11 protein-coding genes and 1 pseudogene are annotated in these 18,152 nt (G+C 71.8%); 9 read left to right on the plus strand and 3 right to left on the minus strand.

From position 1 onward, the window contains the following. Window positions 1–208: 208 nt before the first annotated feature. Window positions 209–1,216: an aldo/keto reductase gene (locus tag HYE82_RS21265; protein WP_179175727.1), complete on the minus strand. Its 1,008-nt coding sequence runs from the start codon at window positions 1,214–1,216 to the stop codon at window positions 209–211. Window positions 1,217–1,289: 73 nt separating this feature from the next. Here HYE82_RS21265 and HYE82_RS21270 point away from each other — a divergent pair, with 73 nt between their 5' ends. From HYE82_RS21270 to serA, 6 genes and pseudogenes are all read left to right on the plus strand, one after another. Continuing rightward, on the plus strand, window positions 1,290–2,237 hold the full coding sequence (locus HYE82_RS21270; protein WP_179175717.1) for a 2-hydroxyacid dehydrogenase: 948 nt from the start codon (window positions 1,290–1,292) through the stop codon (window positions 2,235–2,237). Between the two features lie 338 nt (window positions 2,238–2,575). Beyond that, window positions 2,576–5,453 (plus strand): annotated as a pseudogene (locus HYE82_RS21275) (putative bifunctional diguanylate cyclase/phosphodiesterase). 204 nt (window positions 5,454–5,657) lie between these two features. Beyond that, window positions 5,658–7,544, plus strand: a complete 1,887-nt coding sequence (locus HYE82_RS21280; protein WP_179175718.1) for an acetolactate synthase large subunit — start codon at window positions 5,658–5,660, stop codon at window positions 7,542–7,544. Window positions 7,545–7,575: 31 nt separating this feature from the next. Then, window positions 7,576–8,100, plus strand: coding sequence for an acetolactate synthase small subunit (gene ilvN, locus HYE82_RS21285; protein ID WP_179175719.1), 525 nt, complete (start codon window positions 7,576–7,578; stop codon window positions 8,098–8,100). A 110-nt stretch (window positions 8,101–8,210) separates the two neighbouring features. Further along, window positions 8,211–9,212 (plus strand): ketol-acid reductoisomerase, encoded by a 1,002-nt coding sequence (gene ilvC / locus HYE82_RS21290; RefSeq protein ID WP_179175720.1) that lies wholly within the window; start codon window positions 8,211–8,213, stop codon window positions 9,210–9,212. A 325-nt stretch (window positions 9,213–9,537) separates the two neighbouring features. Then, a complete protein-coding gene (serA, locus tag HYE82_RS21295; protein WP_179175721.1) occupies window positions 9,538–11,130 on the plus strand; it encodes a phosphoglycerate dehydrogenase in 1,593 nt (530 codons plus the stop codon). Window positions 11,131–11,284: 154 nt separating this feature from the next. Here the strand turns inward: serA and HYE82_RS21300 are convergent, their stop codons facing one another. After that, window positions 11,285–12,844, minus strand: a complete 1,560-nt coding sequence (locus HYE82_RS21300) for an MFS transporter (RefSeq protein ID WP_179175722.1) — start codon at window positions 12,842–12,844, stop codon at window positions 11,285–11,287. A gap of 90 nt (window positions 12,845–12,934) precedes the next feature. Between HYE82_RS21300 and HYE82_RS21305 the strand changes: the two genes are divergently transcribed. Continuing rightward, the gene (locus HYE82_RS21305; protein ID WP_179175723.1) at window positions 12,935–13,585 is read left to right on the plus strand and encodes a TetR/AcrR family transcriptional regulator; all 651 of its coding nucleotides are present in this window, start codon (window positions 12,935–12,937) and stop codon (window positions 13,583–13,585) included. 179 nt (window positions 13,586–13,764) lie between these two features. Here the strand turns inward: HYE82_RS21305 and HYE82_RS21310 are convergent, their stop codons facing one another. Beyond that, window positions 13,765–15,123 carry a helix-turn-helix domain-containing protein gene (locus tag HYE82_RS21310; RefSeq protein WP_309144396.1) on the minus strand — a complete coding sequence of 453 codons (1,359 nt, stop codon included), beginning with the start codon at window positions 15,121–15,123 and terminating at the stop codon, window positions 13,765–13,767. A gap of 201 nt (window positions 15,124–15,324) precedes the next feature. Here HYE82_RS21310 and HYE82_RS21315 point away from each other — a divergent pair, with 201 nt between their 5' ends. Both HYE82_RS21315 and pruA read left to right on the plus strand, forming a co-directional pair. Further along, window positions 15,325–16,251 (plus strand): proline dehydrogenase family protein, encoded by a 927-nt coding sequence (locus HYE82_RS21315; protein ID WP_179175725.1) that lies wholly within the window; start codon window positions 15,325–15,327, stop codon window positions 16,249–16,251. Window positions 16,252–16,435: 184 nt separating this feature from the next. Continuing rightward, window positions 16,436–18,067: an L-glutamate gamma-semialdehyde dehydrogenase gene (gene pruA, locus HYE82_RS21320; RefSeq protein WP_179175726.1), complete on the plus strand. Its 1,632-nt coding sequence runs from the start codon at window positions 16,436–16,438 to the stop codon at window positions 18,065–18,067. Window positions 18,068–18,152 lie beyond the last annotated feature (85 nt).

Consider the following 18,152-nt stretch of genomic DNA (forward strand, 5'->3'; position numbering starts at 1 on the left):
CCCCGCCGGCCCCGCCGGCGAACACCCCGCCGCCGGCCCAGCCGTGCACCCGGCCGAACCGGGGTCCGTTCCTCCGCCGCTGTCGCATCGCCCTGCTCCCCTCCGGTCCGCGCGACCGCCCTCCGCGATCGTGCCCGTCATCCGTCTCAACCGACGGCGCGGCCCCCGAAGTTCCACCACTCGCACACCCGATCGAGTGATTGTGGGCTCAGTCCCAGGCCCCCACCGCCGCCGGCAGTGCGGCGATCTCGGCCAGGTCCCCGGCCGTCAGCCGCACCTCGGCGGCGGCCGCGTTCTCAGCGGCCCAGGACGCCCGGTCCGCCCCCGGAACCGGCACCACCTGCGGCCCCTGCGCCAGCACCCACGCCAGCGCAACCTGCGCCGACGTCACCGCGGGCCCGTGCCGCCGGGCCACCCGCCGCAGCCCCGCGATCAGCACTTGGTTCGTCGCCATCGCCTCCGCCGTGAACCGCGGGTGCCGGGCCCGGACGTCCTCCCGCTCGAAGCCCTCCCCGGGGGTGAGCGTCCCGGTCAGGAACCCGCTGCCCAGCGGCATCGCCGCCAGGAACCCCACCCCGCGCGCCGCGCACCACGGCAGCAGCTGCCGGGCGGCCTCCGGGGACCACACGGACAGCTCGGCCTGCACGGCACTGACCGGGAACACCTGCTGCACGCGCTCCAGGTGGCGCAGCGTCGTGCGGTACTCCCGGTCCCCCCGCCGCCCCGCTCCCGGCCCGGCGCCCGCACCCAGCGCGCAGAACCCCAGCGCCCGCACCTTCCCGGTGCCCACCAGCTCCGCCATGGCCCCCCACGTCTCCTCCACCGGGACCTCGGGGTCCACCCGGTGCAGCTGGTAGAGGTCGATCACGTCCGTCCGCAGCCGCCGCAGCGACGCGTCGCAGGCCCGCCGCAGGTACTCGGGCCGCCCGCAGGCCACCACGTGCTGCTCGCCCGCCCGCAGCCCCACCTTGGCCGACACGAAGGCCTCGCCCCGGCGCTCGCGCAGCACGCGCCCCAGCAGCAGCTCGTTGGTGAAGGGCCCGTACAGGTCCGCCGTGTCGAGCAGGCTGGCCCCCAGGTCCAGGGCCGTGTGCACCGCGGCCAGCGATTCCTCGCCGCGCCGCCGTGAGGGCGCGTACGCCCAGCTCATCGGCATGCACCCGAGCCCGACGGCGCCCACCGCCAGCGCCCCCGCCCCGATCGACCTGCGCTCCACCCGTGTGTCCCCCTCCACATCCGGCCATCAAAGTAACGGGTTGATCAGGATCCCTTGGCATAGCCTCGTGATCATGACTGCAAAGACCCCGGACGTGTGGCTCCCGTTCCCCGCGGAGCAGGTCGAAGGACTCCCCGACTCCTTCCGCTACCACCACTGGGACGGCGAGGAGACCTTCCCGGCCGACCCGGCCGCCTGCACCTTCTACGTCACCCCCTACATGAAGTCCGACGAGGTCACCCTGCGCCCGCTGGCGGCCATGCCCGAGCTGGAGGTCGTGCAGACCCTCACCGCCGGCGTCGACCACGTCCTCGGCGGCCTCGCCCTGCTGCGTCCCGGCGTACGGCTGTGCAACGCCCGCGGCGTCCACGAGGCGAGCACCGCCGAGCTGGCGCTCACCCTGACCCTCGCCTCCCTGCGCGGCATCCCCGGCATGGTGCGCGGCCAGGACGGCGAGCAGTGGCTCTCCGGCTTCTACGACGCCGTCGCCGACAAGTCCGTCCTCATCGTCGGCTACGGATCCGTCGGCGCGGCCGTCGAAGACCGGCTCGCGCCCTTCGAGTGCGCGCGGATCACGCGCGTCGCACGCTCGGCGCGCACCACCGTGCGCGGCCCGGTCGGTGAGCTCGCCGACCTGCCCCGGCTCCTCCCGGAAGCGGACGTGGTGATCCTCTGCACGCCGCTGACCGACGAGACCCGCGGCCTGGTCGGCGCCGACTTCCTGCGGCGCATGAAGGACGGCGCCCTGCTCGTGAACGTGGCGCGCGGTCCCGTCGTGGACACCGCCGCCCTGCTCGCCGAACTCGAGTCGGGCCGGCTGCGCGCCGCGCTCGACGTCACCGACCCGGAACCGCTGCCTGCCGGCCACCCTCTGTGGCATGCTCCGAACGTCCTGATCACGCCCCATGTCGGAGGCAGCAGCTCGGCGTTCGAGCCGCGGGCCAAGCGTCTGGTGGCCCGTCAGCTCACCCGGTTCGCCGCGGGGGAGCCCCTGGAGAACACGGTCCTGATCACCGACTGACCAACGCCGCACACGCTCCGCATCCGATTGTGCGCACACAGTGGCAACAACTCCCCATGTGGTCACGGAGAGTAGGCTGTCTATGTCCCTGAGTGACGAAAGTGGTGTATCGTCCGGGAACAGGGGGCTGCGCCACGAACGTCTGGCGCTGGGGTGATCGGACACTTTGGGGGGCGACGGGCGATGCACGGCCAATGGACGAAGGATCCGCTGCGGCACAGCCGCCGGGGGCGACGATGGGGTGCTCCGGAACCAGCCGGCGAGGGGGACCGGTGACTGCGCAAGGGGCGGCCCTGCCGGTCCGGCAGGCCGCCTCGAACGGGGGCAGAAACCTGGCGATGCAGCTGCTCCTCGCCGTAGTCAGCGCCGCATACGCCGTCGGTGCCGCCCTGGGCTGGGGCTCCGAGGAACTCGCCGAGATCATGGGCGACTTCGGGCTCAGCGCGGCCGCGCTGCTCGCCGCCGTCTCCTGCTACACCTACGCGCGGACCATCGACAGCCGCGAACGCCCGGCCTGGCTGCTGTTCGCCTTCTCCTCCCTCATGGGCGCCTGCGGGAACGCCGTCTGGGGCTGGTACGAGGTGATCCTCGGCGTGCCGATGCCCAAGACCTCCCTCGCCGACGTCGCCTTCCTGTGCTTCGCCCCGCCCGCCATCGTCGGCCTGCTCGTCCTCGCCAAGCGGCCCGTCACCCGGGCCGGCTGGGTCTGCCTCGCGCTCGACTCCTGGCTCATCGGCGGGTCCCTGCTCACCCTGTCGTGGAGCCTGGCCCTCGCGAACGCCGCACGGACCGCCGCCCAGTCCGGCACCTCCGGCAGCGTTCCGCAGGCCGCGTTCTCCCTCGCCTACCCGCTGCTCGACATCGCCCTCGTCTCGATGGTGCTCGTCCTGCACTTCCGGCGCTCGGAGATCAACCGCTCCGCCGTCAACACCGCCATCGCCGCCCTCGCGCTGACCGTGCTCAGCGACGCCCTGTTCACTTCGCCGCTGCTCAGCGCTGGCTACCAGTCGGGGCAACTGCTCGACGCCGGATGGTTCGCCGGCTCGCTGCTCCTCGCCTATGCACCCTGGGGCGCCCGGCGCCTGCCCGCGGCCGCCGGCACCCCCGGCCCCCCCGCGCGCCGAGCGGTCCGTCAGCCGTCCCATCACCGGCTCGCTGCCCGCCCTCACGCCCTACCTGGCGGCCGCCGTCTGCACCCTGGGGATCCTGTACAACGTCGTCGACGGCCGGAAGGTCGACCGGGTGGTCGTCCTCACCGGCTGCACCGTCGTGCTCGCCCTCGTCATCCGGCAGGGCATCATGCTCCTCGACAACATCGCGCTGACCCAGGAGCTGGCCCAGAAGGAGAACCACTTCCGCTCCCTGGTCCAGGGATCCAGCGACGTCATCATGATCGCCGCCCCCACCGGGACCCTGCACTACGTCAGCCCCGCCGCCGCCGGGGTGTACGGCCGCGACGCCGAGGAGCTCGTCGGCACCGAGCTCGCCAGCCTCATCCACCCGCACGACCTCGGCCGCGTCGTCCACGAGGTACGCCGCTTCCTCGCCTCTCCGCCCGCCGAGGAGCCCACCACCCGGATCGAGTGCCGGTTCAAGTCCGGCAGCGGCGAATGGCTCAACGTGGAGTCCACCGTCAACCGCCACCAGGGCGGCCTCATCCTCAACAGCCGTGACGTCACCGAGCGGGTCCGCCTCCAGGCGCAGCTCCAGCACAGCGCCGAGCACGACCCGCTGACCGACCTGCCCAACCGGGCCCTGTTCACCCGCCGGGTCCGCCAGGCGCTGAGCGGCCGGCGCGCGGGGGACCACAGCAGCGCCGTGCTCTTCATCGATCTCGACGGGTTCAAGGCGGTCAACGACACCATCGGCCACCAGGCCGGCGACGAACTCCTCGTCGAGGCCGCGCGGCGGCTCCAGGACTCCGTCCGCGCCGGGGACACCGCCGCCCGCCTCGGCGGCGACGAGTTCGCGGCGCTCATCCTCGGCGACGGCAGCCGCGACCGCAGCGCCCGCGAGTACCAGGTCCACGAGATCGCGGACCGGCTGCGCGCCACACTCGCCCGGCCGTACCGGATCGGCGGCAGCGAGGTCCGGGTCGCCGCCAGCATCGGCGTGGCCTTCGCCGACGCGGGCATCACCCCGTCGGACCTCATGCGCAACGCGGATCTCGCGATGTACCGGGCCAAGGCCGGCGGCAAGGACCGGGTCGAGCTGTACGTCCCCCAGATGCAGGACGAGGTCGTACGCAAGGCGGAGCGGGCGGGCCGGCTGCGCACCGCACTCCACGACGGCGAGTTCGCCCTGCTGCACCAGCCCGTGGTCTCGCTGGAGACCGGCGAGGTCACGACTGCGGCGGCTGTGGCCCGCTGGCGCTCCGCCCGCGGCATCCTCTTCACCCCGGCCGAGTTCTTCCGGATCGCCGACCACCGGGGGGTACCGGTGGCAGCCCGGCCGGACGGCCCCCCGGGCCTCGTGGGCGCCGCGGCCGGGGCCCCCGCCCGCGCCGAGGAGCTCGGACGCTGGGTACTGGAGGAGGCCGTCGCCCAGGCCGCCGAACGGCACCGCGCCGGACACGGCGTACAGGTGGCCGTTCGGACGAGCGCCCAGCGACTGCTCGACCCGGGGACACCGCCGGGAGCGGCCGACGGGGCGGTGTCCCCGGGCTTCGTGGAAGCGCTGCTGGGCCGGCACGGGCTGCCCCCCGGCGCCCTGGTGATCGAACTGGCCGACAGCGATCCCAGAGTCCCCTTCGACGAACTGGAGCGCCGCCTCGCGGCCCTGCGCCGCCTCGGCGTCCTGGTGGCCCTGGACGGCTTCGGCAGCGGCTACGCCGCCATCAGCGCCCTGCGGCGGCTGCCGGTGGACATCCTGAAGCTCGACCGGAGCCTGGTCGAAGGTGTGGTCGAGTCCGCCCGCCTCCGCAAGATCACCGCCGGCCTGTTGCGCATCGCAAACGACCTGGGCATGCAGTCGGTGGCCGAAGGGGTGGATCTGCCCGAGCAGGTCCCGGCGCTGCGCGCCATGGGGTGCACACACGGCCAGGGGCTGGCGTTTTCCGGCCCCCTCGACGAGTACAGGCTGCGCCGGGCGCTCGTGCGCGGTACGTTCCCAGTACCGGGCGGGGCGGTCCAGCCCGCCTTGGCCGGTGGTTCGTCCGGGGGCTCGATGGCCATCCGGAGAGGCTCACATAATGAGACGCCCGTCCCACCCACTTGACATCGCCCTCCCGACGGAGGGAGGGTCAGTGTCATGCGCACCCGAATTCTCGTACTTGGAAAGCGCGTCGGCTGAAGCCGGGACCACTACGTCCCCGCTCCGTGCACCCGACGCGCTCCCCTCGCTTGCCATCCGGCACGAGGGGTTTTTTGTTGCACTGGCACACCTCCGAACCGTCGTAAAACCCTCAGCTTCGAGAAGAGAATGCCGATGACCGAGCAGGCCTCCGGGGCCCAGCATCCGCAGCCGCGGCCCCGTACCGGCGGAGCGCAGCCCGCCGCAGTTGAGCACGTCACGGGTGCCCAGTCCCTCATCCGCTCTCTCGAAGAGGTGGGGTGCGACACCGTTTTCGGCATTCCGGGCGGAGCGATCCTCCCGGCGTACGACCCGATGATGGACAGCACCAAGGTCCGCCACATCCTGGTCCGGCACGAGCAGGGCGCGGGCCACGCCGCGACCGGCTACGCCCAGGCCACCGGCAAGGTCGGCGTCTGCATGGCCACCTCCGGCCCGGGCGCCACCAACCTGGTCACCCCGATCGCCGACGCCCACATGGACTCCGTCCCGCTCGTCGCCATCACCGGCCAGGTCTCCTCCAAGGCGATCGGCACCGACGCCTTCCAGGAGGCGGACATCGTCGGCATCACCATGCCGATCACCAAGCACAACTTCCTGGTCACCAGGGCCGAGGACATCCCGAAGACGATCGCCGAGGCGTTCCACATCGCCTCCACCGGCCGCCCCGGCCCCGTCCTCGTCGACATCGCCAAGGACGCGCTGCAGGCGAAGACCACCTTCTCCTGGCCGCCGAGCCAGGACCTGCCCGGCTACCGGCCGGTCACCAAGCCCCACGCCAAGCAGATCCGCGAGGCCGCCAAGCTCATCTGCCAGTCCAAGCGCCCCGTCCTGTACATCGGCGGCGGCGTGATGAAGTCCGGCGCGACCGCCGAGCTGAAGGTCCTCGCGGAGCTGTCCGGCGTCCCGGTCACCACCACCCTGATGGCCCTGGGCTCGTTCCCCGACAGCCACCCGCTGCACATCGGCATGCCCGGCATGCACGGCTCGGTCACCGCCGTCGCCGCCCTGCAGAAGTCCGACCTGCTGATCGCGCTCGGCACCCGCTTCGACGACCGCGTCACCGGCAAGCTCGACAGCTTCGCCCCGTACGCCAAGGTCATCCACGCGGACATCGATCCCGCCGAGATCGGCAAGAACCGCGAGGTCGACGTCCCGATCGTGGGCGACGCCCGCGAGGTCATCGCCGACCTGATCCAGGCGATCCAGGCCGAGCACACCGAGGGCAACGCCGGTGACTACTCCTCCTGGTGGAAGGACCTCAACCGCTGGCGCGAGACCTACCCGCTGGGCTACGAGACCCCCGACGACGGCATGCTCTCCCCGCAGCAGGTCATCCAGCGCATCGGCGAACTCGCCCCGGCGCACACCGTCTTCGCGGCGGGCGTCGGCCAGCACCAGATGTGGGCCTCGCACTTCATCGACTACGAAGAGCCCCGCACCTGGCTGAACTCCGGCGGCGCCGGCACCATGGGCTACGCGGTCCCCGCCGCGATGGGCGCCAAGGTCGGCATGCCGGAGCGGACCGTCTGGGCGATCGACGGCGACGGCTGCTTCCAGATGACCAATCAGGAACTGGCCACCTGCGCCCTGAACAACATCCCGATCAAGGTCGCGATCATCAACAACGGCGCGCTGGGCATGGTCCGCCAGTGGCAGACCCTGTTCTACAACCAGCGTTACTCCAACACGGTGCTGCACGCCGACGAGACCGGCCACGACACGGTCGGCTCCCAGCTCGGCGAGTCCACCGCCCCCCGCAAGGGCACCCGCGTCCCGGACTTCGTCAAGCTGTCCGAGGCCATGGGCTGCGTGGCGCTGCGCTGCGAGGACCCGGCGGACCTGGACAAGGTCATCGCCGAGGCCAACGCGATCAACGACCGGACCGTCGTGATCGACTTCATCGTCCACGAGGACGCCATGGTGTGGCCGATGGTCGCCGCCGGCACCTCCAACGACGAGGTCATGGCAGCCCGGGGCGTCCGTCCCGACTTCGGCGACAACGAAGACGACTGAGCCGAGAGAGCCGAGAGAGAGAACGCCTCACATGTCCAAGCACACGCTCTCCGTCCTGGTCGAGAACACGCCCGGCATCCTCGCCCGGATCGCCGCCCTGTTCTCCCGCCGCGGGTTCAACATCGACTCCCTCGCGGTCGGCGTCACCGAGCACCCCGACATCTCGCGCATCACCATCGTCGTGAACGTCGAGGACCTCCCGCTGGAGCAGGTGACCAAGCAGCTGAACAAGCTGGTCAACGTGCTCAAGATCGTGGAGCTGGAGCCGTCCAGCGCCATCGAGCGCGAACTGGTGCTGGTGAAGGTCCGGGCCGACAACGAGACCCGGTCCCAGATCATCGAGATCGTCCAGCTGTTCCGCGCCAAGACGGTCGACGTCTCGCCCGATGCGGTCACCATCGAGGCCACCGGCGGCGCCGACAAGCTCGGCGCCATGCTCAAGATGCTGGAGCCGTTCGGCATCAAGGAACTCGTCCAGTCGGGCACGATCGCCATCGGGCGCGGCGGACGGTCCATCACGGACCGCAGCCTGCGCGCACTCGAGCGCAGCGCCTGACTTCCGCAGGCCCGCGCCTCTTTGCCTCTCGCATGGCGAGACCAGGAAACTTCGTCCACGTTCCCCGCCGTACGGTGGGAGCAACACCAGCGCACCAAGGAGATATCCCAGTGGCCGAGCTGTTCTACGAGAACGACGCCGACCTGTCCATCATTCAGGGCCGCAAGGTCGCGGTCATCGGCTACGGCAGCCAGGGCCACGCCCACGCGCTGTCGCTGCGCGACTCCGGCGTCGATGTCGTCGTCGGCCTGAAGGAGGGCTCGAAGTCCAAGGCCAAGGCCGAGGAGCAGGGCCTGAAGGTCCTGCCCGTGGCGGAGGCCGCCGAGTGGGCGAACGTCATCATGATCCTGACGCCGGACCCGCTCCAGGCCGAGATCTACGAGGAGTCCGTCAAGGACCACCTGAAGGAGGGCGACGCGCTCTTCTTCGGCCACGGCTTCAACGTCCGCTACGGCTTCATCAAGCCCCCGTCCAACGTGGACGTCGCCCTGGTCGCCCCGAAGGGCCCGGGCCACCTGGTCCGCCGCCAGTACGAGGAGGGCCGCGGCGTTCCGTGCATCGCCGCCGTGGAGCAGGACGCCACCGGCAAGGCCTTCGCCCTCGCGCTCTCGTACGCGGCCGGCATCGGCGGCACCCGTGCCGGCGTCATCAAGACCACCTTCACCGAGGAGACCGAGACCGACCTGTTCGGTGAGCAGGCCGTTCTCTGCGGTGGCGCCTCCGCCCTGGTCAAGGCCGGTTTCGAAACCCTGACCGAGGCCGGCTACCAGCCGGAGATCGCCTACTTCGAGTGCCTGCACGAGCTGAAGCTCATCGTGGACCTCATGTACGAGGGCGGTCTGGAGAAGATGCGCTGGTCGGTCTCCGAGACCGCCGAGTGGGGTGACTACATCACCGGCCCCCGCATCATCACCGACGCCACCAAGGCCGAGATGAAGAAGGTCCTGGAGGAGATCCAGAGCGGCGAGTTCGCCAACACCTGGATGGCCGAGTACAAGGCGGGCCTGCCCAAGTACAACGAGTACAAGAAGGCCGACGAGGAGCACCTGCTGGAGACCACCGGCAAGAAGCTGCGCAAGCTGATGAGCTGGGTCGACAGCGAGGAGAGCTGATCGCCCGCGGGGCCGGGACGCCTGCCGTCCCGGCCCCGCGCCGCATTCCGGCACGCCGCCACGCACGCCCGACACGCCCGACCCGCAGACACGCAGACACGCAGACACGCCGAGAACATGGACATCCTGTAGTGCGGCTTGTCCACCTCGGCCAACCTCGGACGGGTGATCCTTCCGCACAGGCGGAAATCCGCTCGGGATCCGCTACTACACTGCTGAACACAACGCGTCAGGCCCACAGTGTCGTGCGTCTTCCACGCGGCTACCCCCTCCACCGCCTGCGGCCGTCGGGACGGCCGTCCGCACTGGACTTGTGAGGACCCACGTGAGCTCGAAACCTGTCGTACTCATCGCCGAAGAGCTGTCGCCCGCCACCGTCGAGGCGCTCGGCCCGGACTTCGAGATCCGACACTGCAACGGCGCGGACCGCGCAGAGCTGATCCCGGCGATCGCCGATGTCGACGCCATCCTCGTGCGCTCGGCCACCAAGGTCGACGCGGAGGCCATCGCCGCCGCGCGGAAGCTGAAGGTCATCGCCCGCGCCGGCGTCGGCCTCGACAACGTCGACGTCTCCGCCGCCACCAAGGCCGGCGTGATGGTCGTGAACGCCCCGACCTCCAACATCGTCACCGCCGCCGAGCTCGCCTGCGGCCTGCTCATCGCCTCCGCCCGCCACATCCCGCAGGCCAACACGGCCCTGAAGAACGGCGAGTGGAAGCGCAGCAAGTACACCGGCGTCGAGCTCAGCGAGAAGACCCTCGGCGTCGTCGGCCTCGGCCGCATCGGCGTGCTGGTCGCCCAGCGCATGTCCGCCTTCGGCATGAAGGTCGTCGCCTACGACCCGTACGTGCAGCCCGCGCGCGCCGCCCAGATGGGCGTCAAGATGCTGACGCTGGACGAACTGCTGGAGGTGGCCGACTTCATCACGGTGCACCTGCCCAAGACCCCCGAGACCATCGGTCTCATCGGGGACGAGGCCCTGCACAAGGTGAAGCCGTCCGTCCGCATCGTGAACGCCGCGCGCGGCGGGATCGTGGACGAAGCCGCCCTGTACGCGGCGCTGAAGGAGGGCCGCGTCGCCGGCGCCGGCCTCGACGTGTACGCGAAGGAGCCCTGCACGGACTCCCCGCTCTTCGAGCTCGACCAGGTCGTCTGCACCCCGCACCTCGGCGCCTCCACGGACGAGGCCCAGGAGAAGGCCGGCATCTCGGTCGCCAAGTCGGTGCGCCTCGCGCTCGCCGGCGAGCTCGTGCCGGACGCGGTCAACGTCCAGGGCGGTGTCATCGCCGAGGACGTCCGCCCGGGCCTGCCGCTCGCCGAGAAGCTCGGCCGCATCTTCACCGCCCTCGCGGGCGAGGTCGCGGTCCGCCTGGACGTGGAGGTCCGCGGCGAGATCACCCAGCACGACGTCAAGGTGCTGGAGCTCTCCGCCCTCAAGGGCGTGTTCGAGGACGTCGTCGACGAGACCGTCTCCTACGTCAACGCCCCGCTGTTCGCGCAGGAGCGCGGTGTCGAGGTCCGCCTGACCACCAGCTCGGAGTCCCCGGACCACCGCAACGTGGTGACCGTGCGCGGCACCCTGTCGGACGGTCAGGAAGTCTCGGTCTCCGGCACCCTGGCCGGGCCCAAGCACCTCCAGAAGATCGTCGGCGTCGGCGAGTACGACGTGGACCTCTCGCTCGCCGACCACATGGTCGTCCTGCGCTACACCGACCGCCCGGGTGTCGTCGGCACCGTCGGCCGGATCCTCGGCGAGGGCGGCCTGAACATCGCCGGCATGCAGGTGGCCCGTGCGGAGGAGCACGGCGAGGCGCTCGCCGTCCTCACCGTGGACGACACCGTCCCGCAGGCCATGCTCACGGAGATCGCGGAGGAGATCGGCGCCACCTCGGCCCGGTCGGTGAACCTGGTCGCCTGACAGCGCGCCGACCGCGCCCGGCCACGGACGGCACGGGCATCGGCTTCGGCATCGGCACACGGGAAGGGCTCGGGGATGTCCCCGGGCCCTTCCCGCGTTGTACGGGCCCTTCCCGCGTTGTACGGGCTCGCCGCGGCCTGCTCGCCGCGGCCGGTCAGGGGGCGGCCTCCGCGAGGCCGGGCGCTCCGGCGGCGGGCATCCCTGCGCCGTGCCCCCCGGCAGCGGCGGCCGGACCGCCGGACCGGCGCAGCAGCGCCGCCGCGAGCACGGCCGTCACCAGCAGCAGGGCCGCTCCGCCCAGGGCCGCGTACGCCATCCCGTGCACGAAGGCCTCGCGGGCCAGGGCCAGCACCCGCTCGCCGGCGGGACCGCCGAGCCGCTGGGCGGCCGCGACCGCGCCGCCGAGGGTCTCCCGTACGGCGGGGTCGGCGCCGGCCAGGTCGGCCCGGTAGACGGCGGTGCCGATGCTGCCCAGGAGGGCCATGCCCAGGGCGCCGCCGAACTCCGCGCCGGTCTCCAGCAGGGAGGCGGCCGAGCCGGCCTTCTCGGCCGGGGCCGCGCCCAGGGCCAGGTCCGAGACCAGGGACATCACCGTGACGATGCCGCAGGACAGCACTCCGGCGGCGGTGAGCAGCAGCCACAGGGACTCGGTGCCGACCAGGCTGATCATGGCGAAGCCGGCGGCGGCGAGGACGAAGCCGCCGGCGATGACGTACGCCCGGCCGGTCTTCCGGGCGAGGACGCCGGCGACGGGCGCGGCCGCGCCGATGGCGACCGAGGGTGCGAGGCTCCAGAGCGCGGCCTCCAGCGTGCCCATGCCGAGCACCGACTGCAGGTACTGGGTGGTGAAGTAGGCCGAGCCCAGGACCGCGAACGCGGCGACGGCATTGAGGGCGATGCCCGTGCCGAAGACCCGGCTGCGGAACAGCGACCGGTTGATCATGGCGTCCTCGCGGCCGCGCTGACGGCGCAGGAAGGCGTACCCGACGACCAGGCCGGCGCCGACGCACAGGCCCCGGGTCGCGGTGAAGCCTTCGGCGGCGATCTCCTTGAGGCCGTGGACCACGGGCAGGACGGCGCCCACGGACAGCGGCACGCTCAGCAGGTCGAACCGGCCGGGCGCCGGGTCCTTGAACTCGGGCACCAGGACGGGGACGAGCGTCAGCAGGAGCAGCATCGCGGGCACGTTGACGAGGAAGACCGAGCCCCACCAGAAGTGGTTCAGCATGACGCCGCTCATGACCGAGCCGAGCGCGATGCCGCCGGTCATGGCCGCGGACCAGATGCCGACGGCTCGGGCGCGCTGCCGGTCGTCGGGGAAGAGGTTCCGGACGAGGCCGAGCGTGGAGGGCATCAGGGTCGCGCCGCCGATGCCGAGCAGGATGCGGGCGGCGATGAGGAGTTCGGCGCTCGGCGCGTAGGCGGCGACCACGGAGGCGAGGCCGAAGGCGGCCGCGCCGATCAGCAGCAGCCTGCGGCGGCCGATCCGGTCGCCGAGCGAGCCCATGGTGATGAGCAGTCCGGACAGGGCGAAAGCGTAGCTGTCGAAGATCCAGAGCTGCTGGGTGGCGCTCGGGTCGAGCTCCCGGGTGATGGCCGGGACGGCGAAGTAGAGGACGGAGGCGTCCATCGATACCAGGAGCAGGGGCAGCAGGAGGACGGTGAACGCGGTCCATTCCCGGCGGCCGGCGCGTCGTGGGGCGGAGTTCGTCATGACAGGGCAATGTACAAGCGTCATAAACGAGTGTCTAGTACGAATGTATGGATCGCTTGTCTTGGACGGCCGTCTTGCTACGGTGGGCGCATGGGACACCGCGAAGACCTCCTTGAAGGCGCCAAGAAATGCCTGGCCGAGAAGGGTTTCGTGCGGACGACCGCGCGGGACATCGTCAATGCGTCGGGCGCGAACCTCGCGTCGATCGGCTACCACTACGGTTCCAAGGACGCCCTGCTGACGCAGGCGTTCGTCGAACTCGCCCAGGAGTGGGGCGACGCCTTCACGCCGGACGTCACGGGCGAGGGCGGGTCGCTGGAGCGCTTCCGGTCGGTCTGGGACGGCATCCTCGGCCGGCGCGAACAGGCGGCTCCCATGTGGGCTGCCAGCATGGAGATCGCGCTCAGCCGCGACGCGCTGCCGGAGCTGCGCGAGATGCTCCTGGCGGCGGAGCCGGAAGGCCGCAGGGGGCTGGCCGCGATGTTCACCGGCATCCCGGAGGACGAGCTCGACGAGCGGGACGCGCGCACGCTCGGCGGGCTGTACCAGGCCCTGCTGACCGGCGTCATGGCGCAGTGGCTGTACGACCCCGGGAGTGCGGTCACAGCGGAGGAGCTGACCGAGGCGATGCGGCGGGTGGCGGAAGGCCTGCTCGGCGCCGAGTCCGCCGAGTCCGCGGAGTCCGCCGAGTCCGCCGAGTCCGTTGAGGGTGCCAAGGGCGTGAGCGGCGTCGGGGGCTGACGGGCCGTCGGCCTGAGCGTTACGGCGGGAGGGTCGGTTCTGGAACCGCGGCCGGTGGGGCTGGTCGCGCCGTTCCCCACGCCCCTTCGGGGCGCCGCCGTGACGGGCCGGCGGTTGCCTGCGGGGCGGTGGGGTTTTCGGGCGCGCAGTTCCCCGCGCTCCTTCGGGGTGCTGCAGGTTCAGCGCCGCTGCAGCCGCGGGTCCCGGTCGCCGTGCAGGCGGGACGTCTTGAGGGCCATGTGGAGCAGCAGGCGGTCCTCGCCCTCGTCCAGGTCGAGCCCGGTCAGCTGCTCCACGCGGGACAGCCGGTAGTACAGGGTCTGGCGGTGGATGCCCAGCGCAGCCGCCGCGCGGCCCGCCTGGCCGGCGCAGTCCAGGAACATCTCGGCGGTGCGGACCAGTTCCCCGTGGGCGGGGGAGAGCAGGGGGCTGACCGCCGGGTCGTCCGCCGGTTCCGCGGCCGCCAGCGCGGACAGCATCCGGTAGGGGCCGATCTGCGACCAGCGGGCCACCGGCCCGAGCCGTGGTTGGGCGGCGGCCGCCCGGGCCGCCGCCGCGGCCTGCGCCCAGGCGTCGGCCAGACGCGCCAGCCCCGTCGACGGCTCGGCGATCCCCGCCGTCGGCCCGGATCCGGCCGGGGACGGGCCCGCGGTCCCCGCCGCCCGCTCCGGGGCGGGCGTACGGGCCGGGGCCCCAGCCCGGCTGCCGGGGGCGGCCGCGTGCGCCGCTGCCGCCGTACGGGCGGCCGGGGCCGCGGCGGTACGGGCGCCGGCGGCTCCCGGGCCGGTGCCGGGCGGAAGCAGCCGGGCCGCGACCGCCTCGGCCGGGGTGAGGACGTCCGCCGAGCGCAGCCGGACCAGCACCGCCAGCGCCTGCTCCGGGCCGGACACCGCGGCGGCGGCCCCCTCGCCGCGCCCGCGCTCCGGAACCACGCACACCGCGGCGGTGCCGGGCACCGACGCCGGGGCCTCGCCGGCCCAGGGGGCCACGCACACCACGGCGTGCAGGCCGTCCGCCGCGGCGGGGCCCAGCGCGGCCCGCAGCGCCGCCACGGCCATGTCCTGCTGCCAGCCCCGCCCGGCCGTGATGACGGCCAGGAACTCCCGGGACAGGTCGGCACCGGCCTTGGCCTCCTGCGCGAGCAGCACCCCGATCCGGTCGGCCACCTCCATGGCGGCGGCCAGCGCATCCGGTCCCGGGCCGGGTTCCCGGTCGAGCAGCCACACGTAGCCCTGGACGATCCCGCGGTAGCGCACCGGCAGGCAGATCCGCCCCCGGAAGACCCCGGCATCCGGCGCCGCCGGAATCCGCACCGGGCCCGTGGCCCGGGCGATGCCGAAGCCCTCGAACCAGGACCGCACGGCCGCCGTGGACTGGCGGGTCAGGATCGAGCGGGTGCGCACGGGGTCCATGGCGAGGTCGTCGTCGCTGTCGTGCGCGCCGAAGGCGATCAGGCGGAAATCCCGGTTCTCCAGCGTCGCCGGGGCGCCGAGCAGCGCCGAAATCTCGTCCACCAGGTCCTGGTAATCGCCCTTCACCCGGACATTCTCCCACCGCGGAGCACGGTCTTCAGACACCTGTATGAGATCGCGGCCAGGGATGCGTGACAGCTGTCGATGGCCGAGGATCGGGTCCATCCTTAGGTTTCACGGTGGTTTTGCTTGCGTTTTCCTGACGGCCTCCGCGCCACCCCCGCCGGGGTGCCGGACGCCGCTTCTGCCACCTGTTGGAGGTGCCCCGTGCTGGGTCCCGCGATCCTCGCCGCCTCGCGCAGCGACAAGATGCGCCGAATCGTCTCTGCCGCCCCGGTGACCAAGCCCGTGGTGACCCGGTTCATCCCCGGCGAGACGGTCGACCAGGTCATCCCGATCGTCGAGGACCTCGCGCACAAGGGGCTGGAGGTCACCCTCGACGTGGTCGGCGAGGACATCACCACGGTGGAGCAGTCCTACGCCGCCCGGGACGCCTACCTGGAGCTCATCGGCCGGCTGAAGGAGCTGGAGCTGGGCGAGCGGGCCGAGATGTCGGTCAAGCTCTCCATGTTCGGCCAGGCGCTGGAGGGCGGCCACGAGCTCGCCCTCGCCAACGTCCGCCCGGTCGTCGAGGCCGCCGCCGCGATCGGCACCACCGTCACCCTCGACGCCGAGGACCACACCACCCTCGACTCGATGTTCGCCATCCACGAGGAGCTGCGGAAGGACTTCCCGCAGACGGGCTGCGTCATCCAGGCGTACCTCTTCCGCACCGAGGCCGACGCCCGCCGCCTGGCCGCGAACGGCAGCCGCGTGCGCATCGTGAAGGGCGCCTACAAGGAGCCCGCCGAGGTCGCGTACCAGGACAAGGGCGAGATCGACAAGGCGTACGTCCGCATCCTGAAGGTCCTGATGGACGGCGAAGGCTATCCGATGATCGGGTCGCACGACCCGCGCCTGATCGCCATTGCGCAGGAGCTCGCCCGGAAGGCCGGGCGCAAGCTGGACGAGTACGAATTCCAGATGCTGTACGGCATCCGCAGCGAGGAGCACCTGCGGCTCGCCGCCGAGGGCCACCGCATGCGCGTCTACACCGCGTACGGGACGGACTGGTACGGCTACTTCATGCGCCGCCTGGCGGAGAAGCCCGCCAACCTGCTCTTCTTCCTCCGTTCGATGATCACCAAGAACTGATGGGGCGGCGGGCGACCGACGGCGTCCCCCCAGGTGCACCCTGGGAGACGACGACCGACGCCCGCCCACCGGCCGGCTGAGCCGGCCCACGTCCGACGGTCAAGCCCTGACCGCTTCTCACGCTCTGCAATCGCTTCGGTCCACGTCGGCTGAAGCCAGGAATTCACCCGGAAGAGGTGCCGCCATGGATGCTGTGACCCAGGTCCCCGCGCCGGTCAACGAGCCGGTCCACTCGTACGCCCCCGGCAGCGCCGAGCGCACGCGTCTCGAAGCACAGCTCAAGCAGCTGTCCGAGAACCCGATCGACCTGCCGATGACGATCAACGGCGTCAAGCGGATGGGCGGCGGCGAGCGCTTCGACGTGGTCCAGCCGCACGACCACAAGTCGGTGATCGGCACCTACGCCAACGCCACCCGGGCCGACGCCCAGGAGGCCGTCGACGCCGCCCTCGCGGCCGCCCCGTCCTGGCGTGCGCTCTCCTTCGACGACCGCGCCGCGATCATCCTGCGCGCCGCGGAGCTGCTGGCCGGCCCGTGGCGCGAGAAGATGGCCGCGTCCACCATGCTGGGCCAGTCGAAGACCGCCCAGCAGGCCGAGATCGACACCCCCTGCGAGCTCGTCGACTTCTGGCGCTTCAACGTGCACTTCGCCCGCCAGATCCTGGCCGAGCAGCCGGTCGCGAACTCCGCCGGCGTGTGGAACCGCAGCGACCACCGCCCGCTCGAGGGCTTCGTGTACGCGATCACCCCGTTCAACTTCACCGCCATCGCCGGCAACCTGCCGACCGCCCCGGCCCTCATGGGCAACGTGGTCGTCTGGAAGCCGTCCCCGACGCAGACCCACTCCGCGGTCCTCCTGATGGAGCTCCTGGAGGAGGCCGGCCTGCCGAAGGGCGTCATCAACCTGGTGACGGGCGACGGCATCGCCGTTTCCGAGGTGGCCCTGAACCACCCCGAGCTCGCCGGCATCCACTTCACCGGCTCGACCAAGACCTTCCAGTACCTGTGGAAGACGGTCGGCAACAACATCGAGAAGTACCGGTCCTACCCGCGCCTGGTCGGCGAGACCGGCGGCAAGGACTTCGTCGTCGCACACCCCTCCGCGGACCGCGCCGTCCTGAAGACCGCCCTGACCCGCGGCTCCTTCGAGTTCCAGGGCCAGAAGTGCTCGGCGTCCTCGCGCGCGTACGTCCCGGCCTCCATCTGGAACGACGGCTTCAAGGAGGCCTTCGCGGCCGAGGTCGACGGCATCTCCATGGGTGACGTCCGCGATCTGACCAACTTCATCGGCGCCGTCATCGACGACCGTTCCTTCGCGAAGAACAAGGCCGCGATCGACCGTGCCAAGGCCGACCCGACCTGCACGATCGTCGCCGGCGGCACGTACGACGACTCCGAGGGCTACTTCGTCCGCCCGACCGTCATCGAGTGCACCGACCCGGAGAACGAGGTCTTCACGACCGAGTACTTCGGCCCGATCCTCGCCGTGCACGTCTACGAGGACGACAAGTTCGACGAGATGCTGGCCCAGATGGAGTCGGTGTCCGCCTACGCACTGACCGGCTCGATCATCGCCGGCGACCGCCACGCCGCCGCCGACGCGATGGAGAAGCTCCGCTTCGCCGCGGGCAACTTCTACATCAACGACAAGTCCACCGGCGCCGTCGTCGGCCAGCAGCCCTTCGGCGGCGGCCGCGCCTCCGGCACCAACGACAAGGCGGGCGCCGCGAGCAACCTGCAGCGCTGGGTCTCCACCCGCTCCATCAAGGAGACCCTGGTCCCGCCGACCGAGTACGGCTACCCCCACATGGGCTGACCGTCCCCGGCAGGGCCGACCGCCCCGCTGAACCCCGCCCCCGCTCCGGTACCCCCAAGCCCGGAGCGGGGGCGGGGTTCAGCGG

Source organism: Streptomyces sp. BR123 (assembly GCF_013401435.1).
Classification (GTDB): domain Bacteria; phylum Actinomycetota; class Actinomycetes; order Streptomycetales; family Streptomycetaceae; genus Streptomyces.

Bases quoted from the DNA above. Each gene is read 5' to 3' on its own strand.
- HYE82_RS21270 (WP_179175717.1), top strand. From the start codon at position 1,290: ATGACTGCAAAGACCCCGGACGTGTGGCTCCCGTTCCCCGCGGAGCAG.
- HYE82_RS21300 (WP_179175722.1), bottom strand. From the start codon at position 12,844: ATGACGAACTCCGCCCCACGACGCGCCGGCCGCCGGGAATGGACCGCG.
- pruA (WP_179175726.1), top strand. From the start codon at position 16,436: ATGGATGCTGTGACCCAGGTCCCCGCGCCGGTCAACGAGCCGGTCCAC.
- ilvN (WP_179175719.1), top strand. From the start codon at position 7,576: ATGTCCAAGCACACGCTCTCCGTCCTGGTCGAGAACACGCCCGGCATC.
- HYE82_RS21305 (WP_179175723.1), top strand. From the start codon at position 12,935: ATGGGACACCGCGAAGACCTCCTTGAAGGCGCCAAGAAATGCCTGGCC.
- HYE82_RS21280 (WP_179175718.1), top strand. From the start codon at position 5,658: ATGCCGATGACCGAGCAGGCCTCCGGGGCCCAGCATCCGCAGCCGCGG.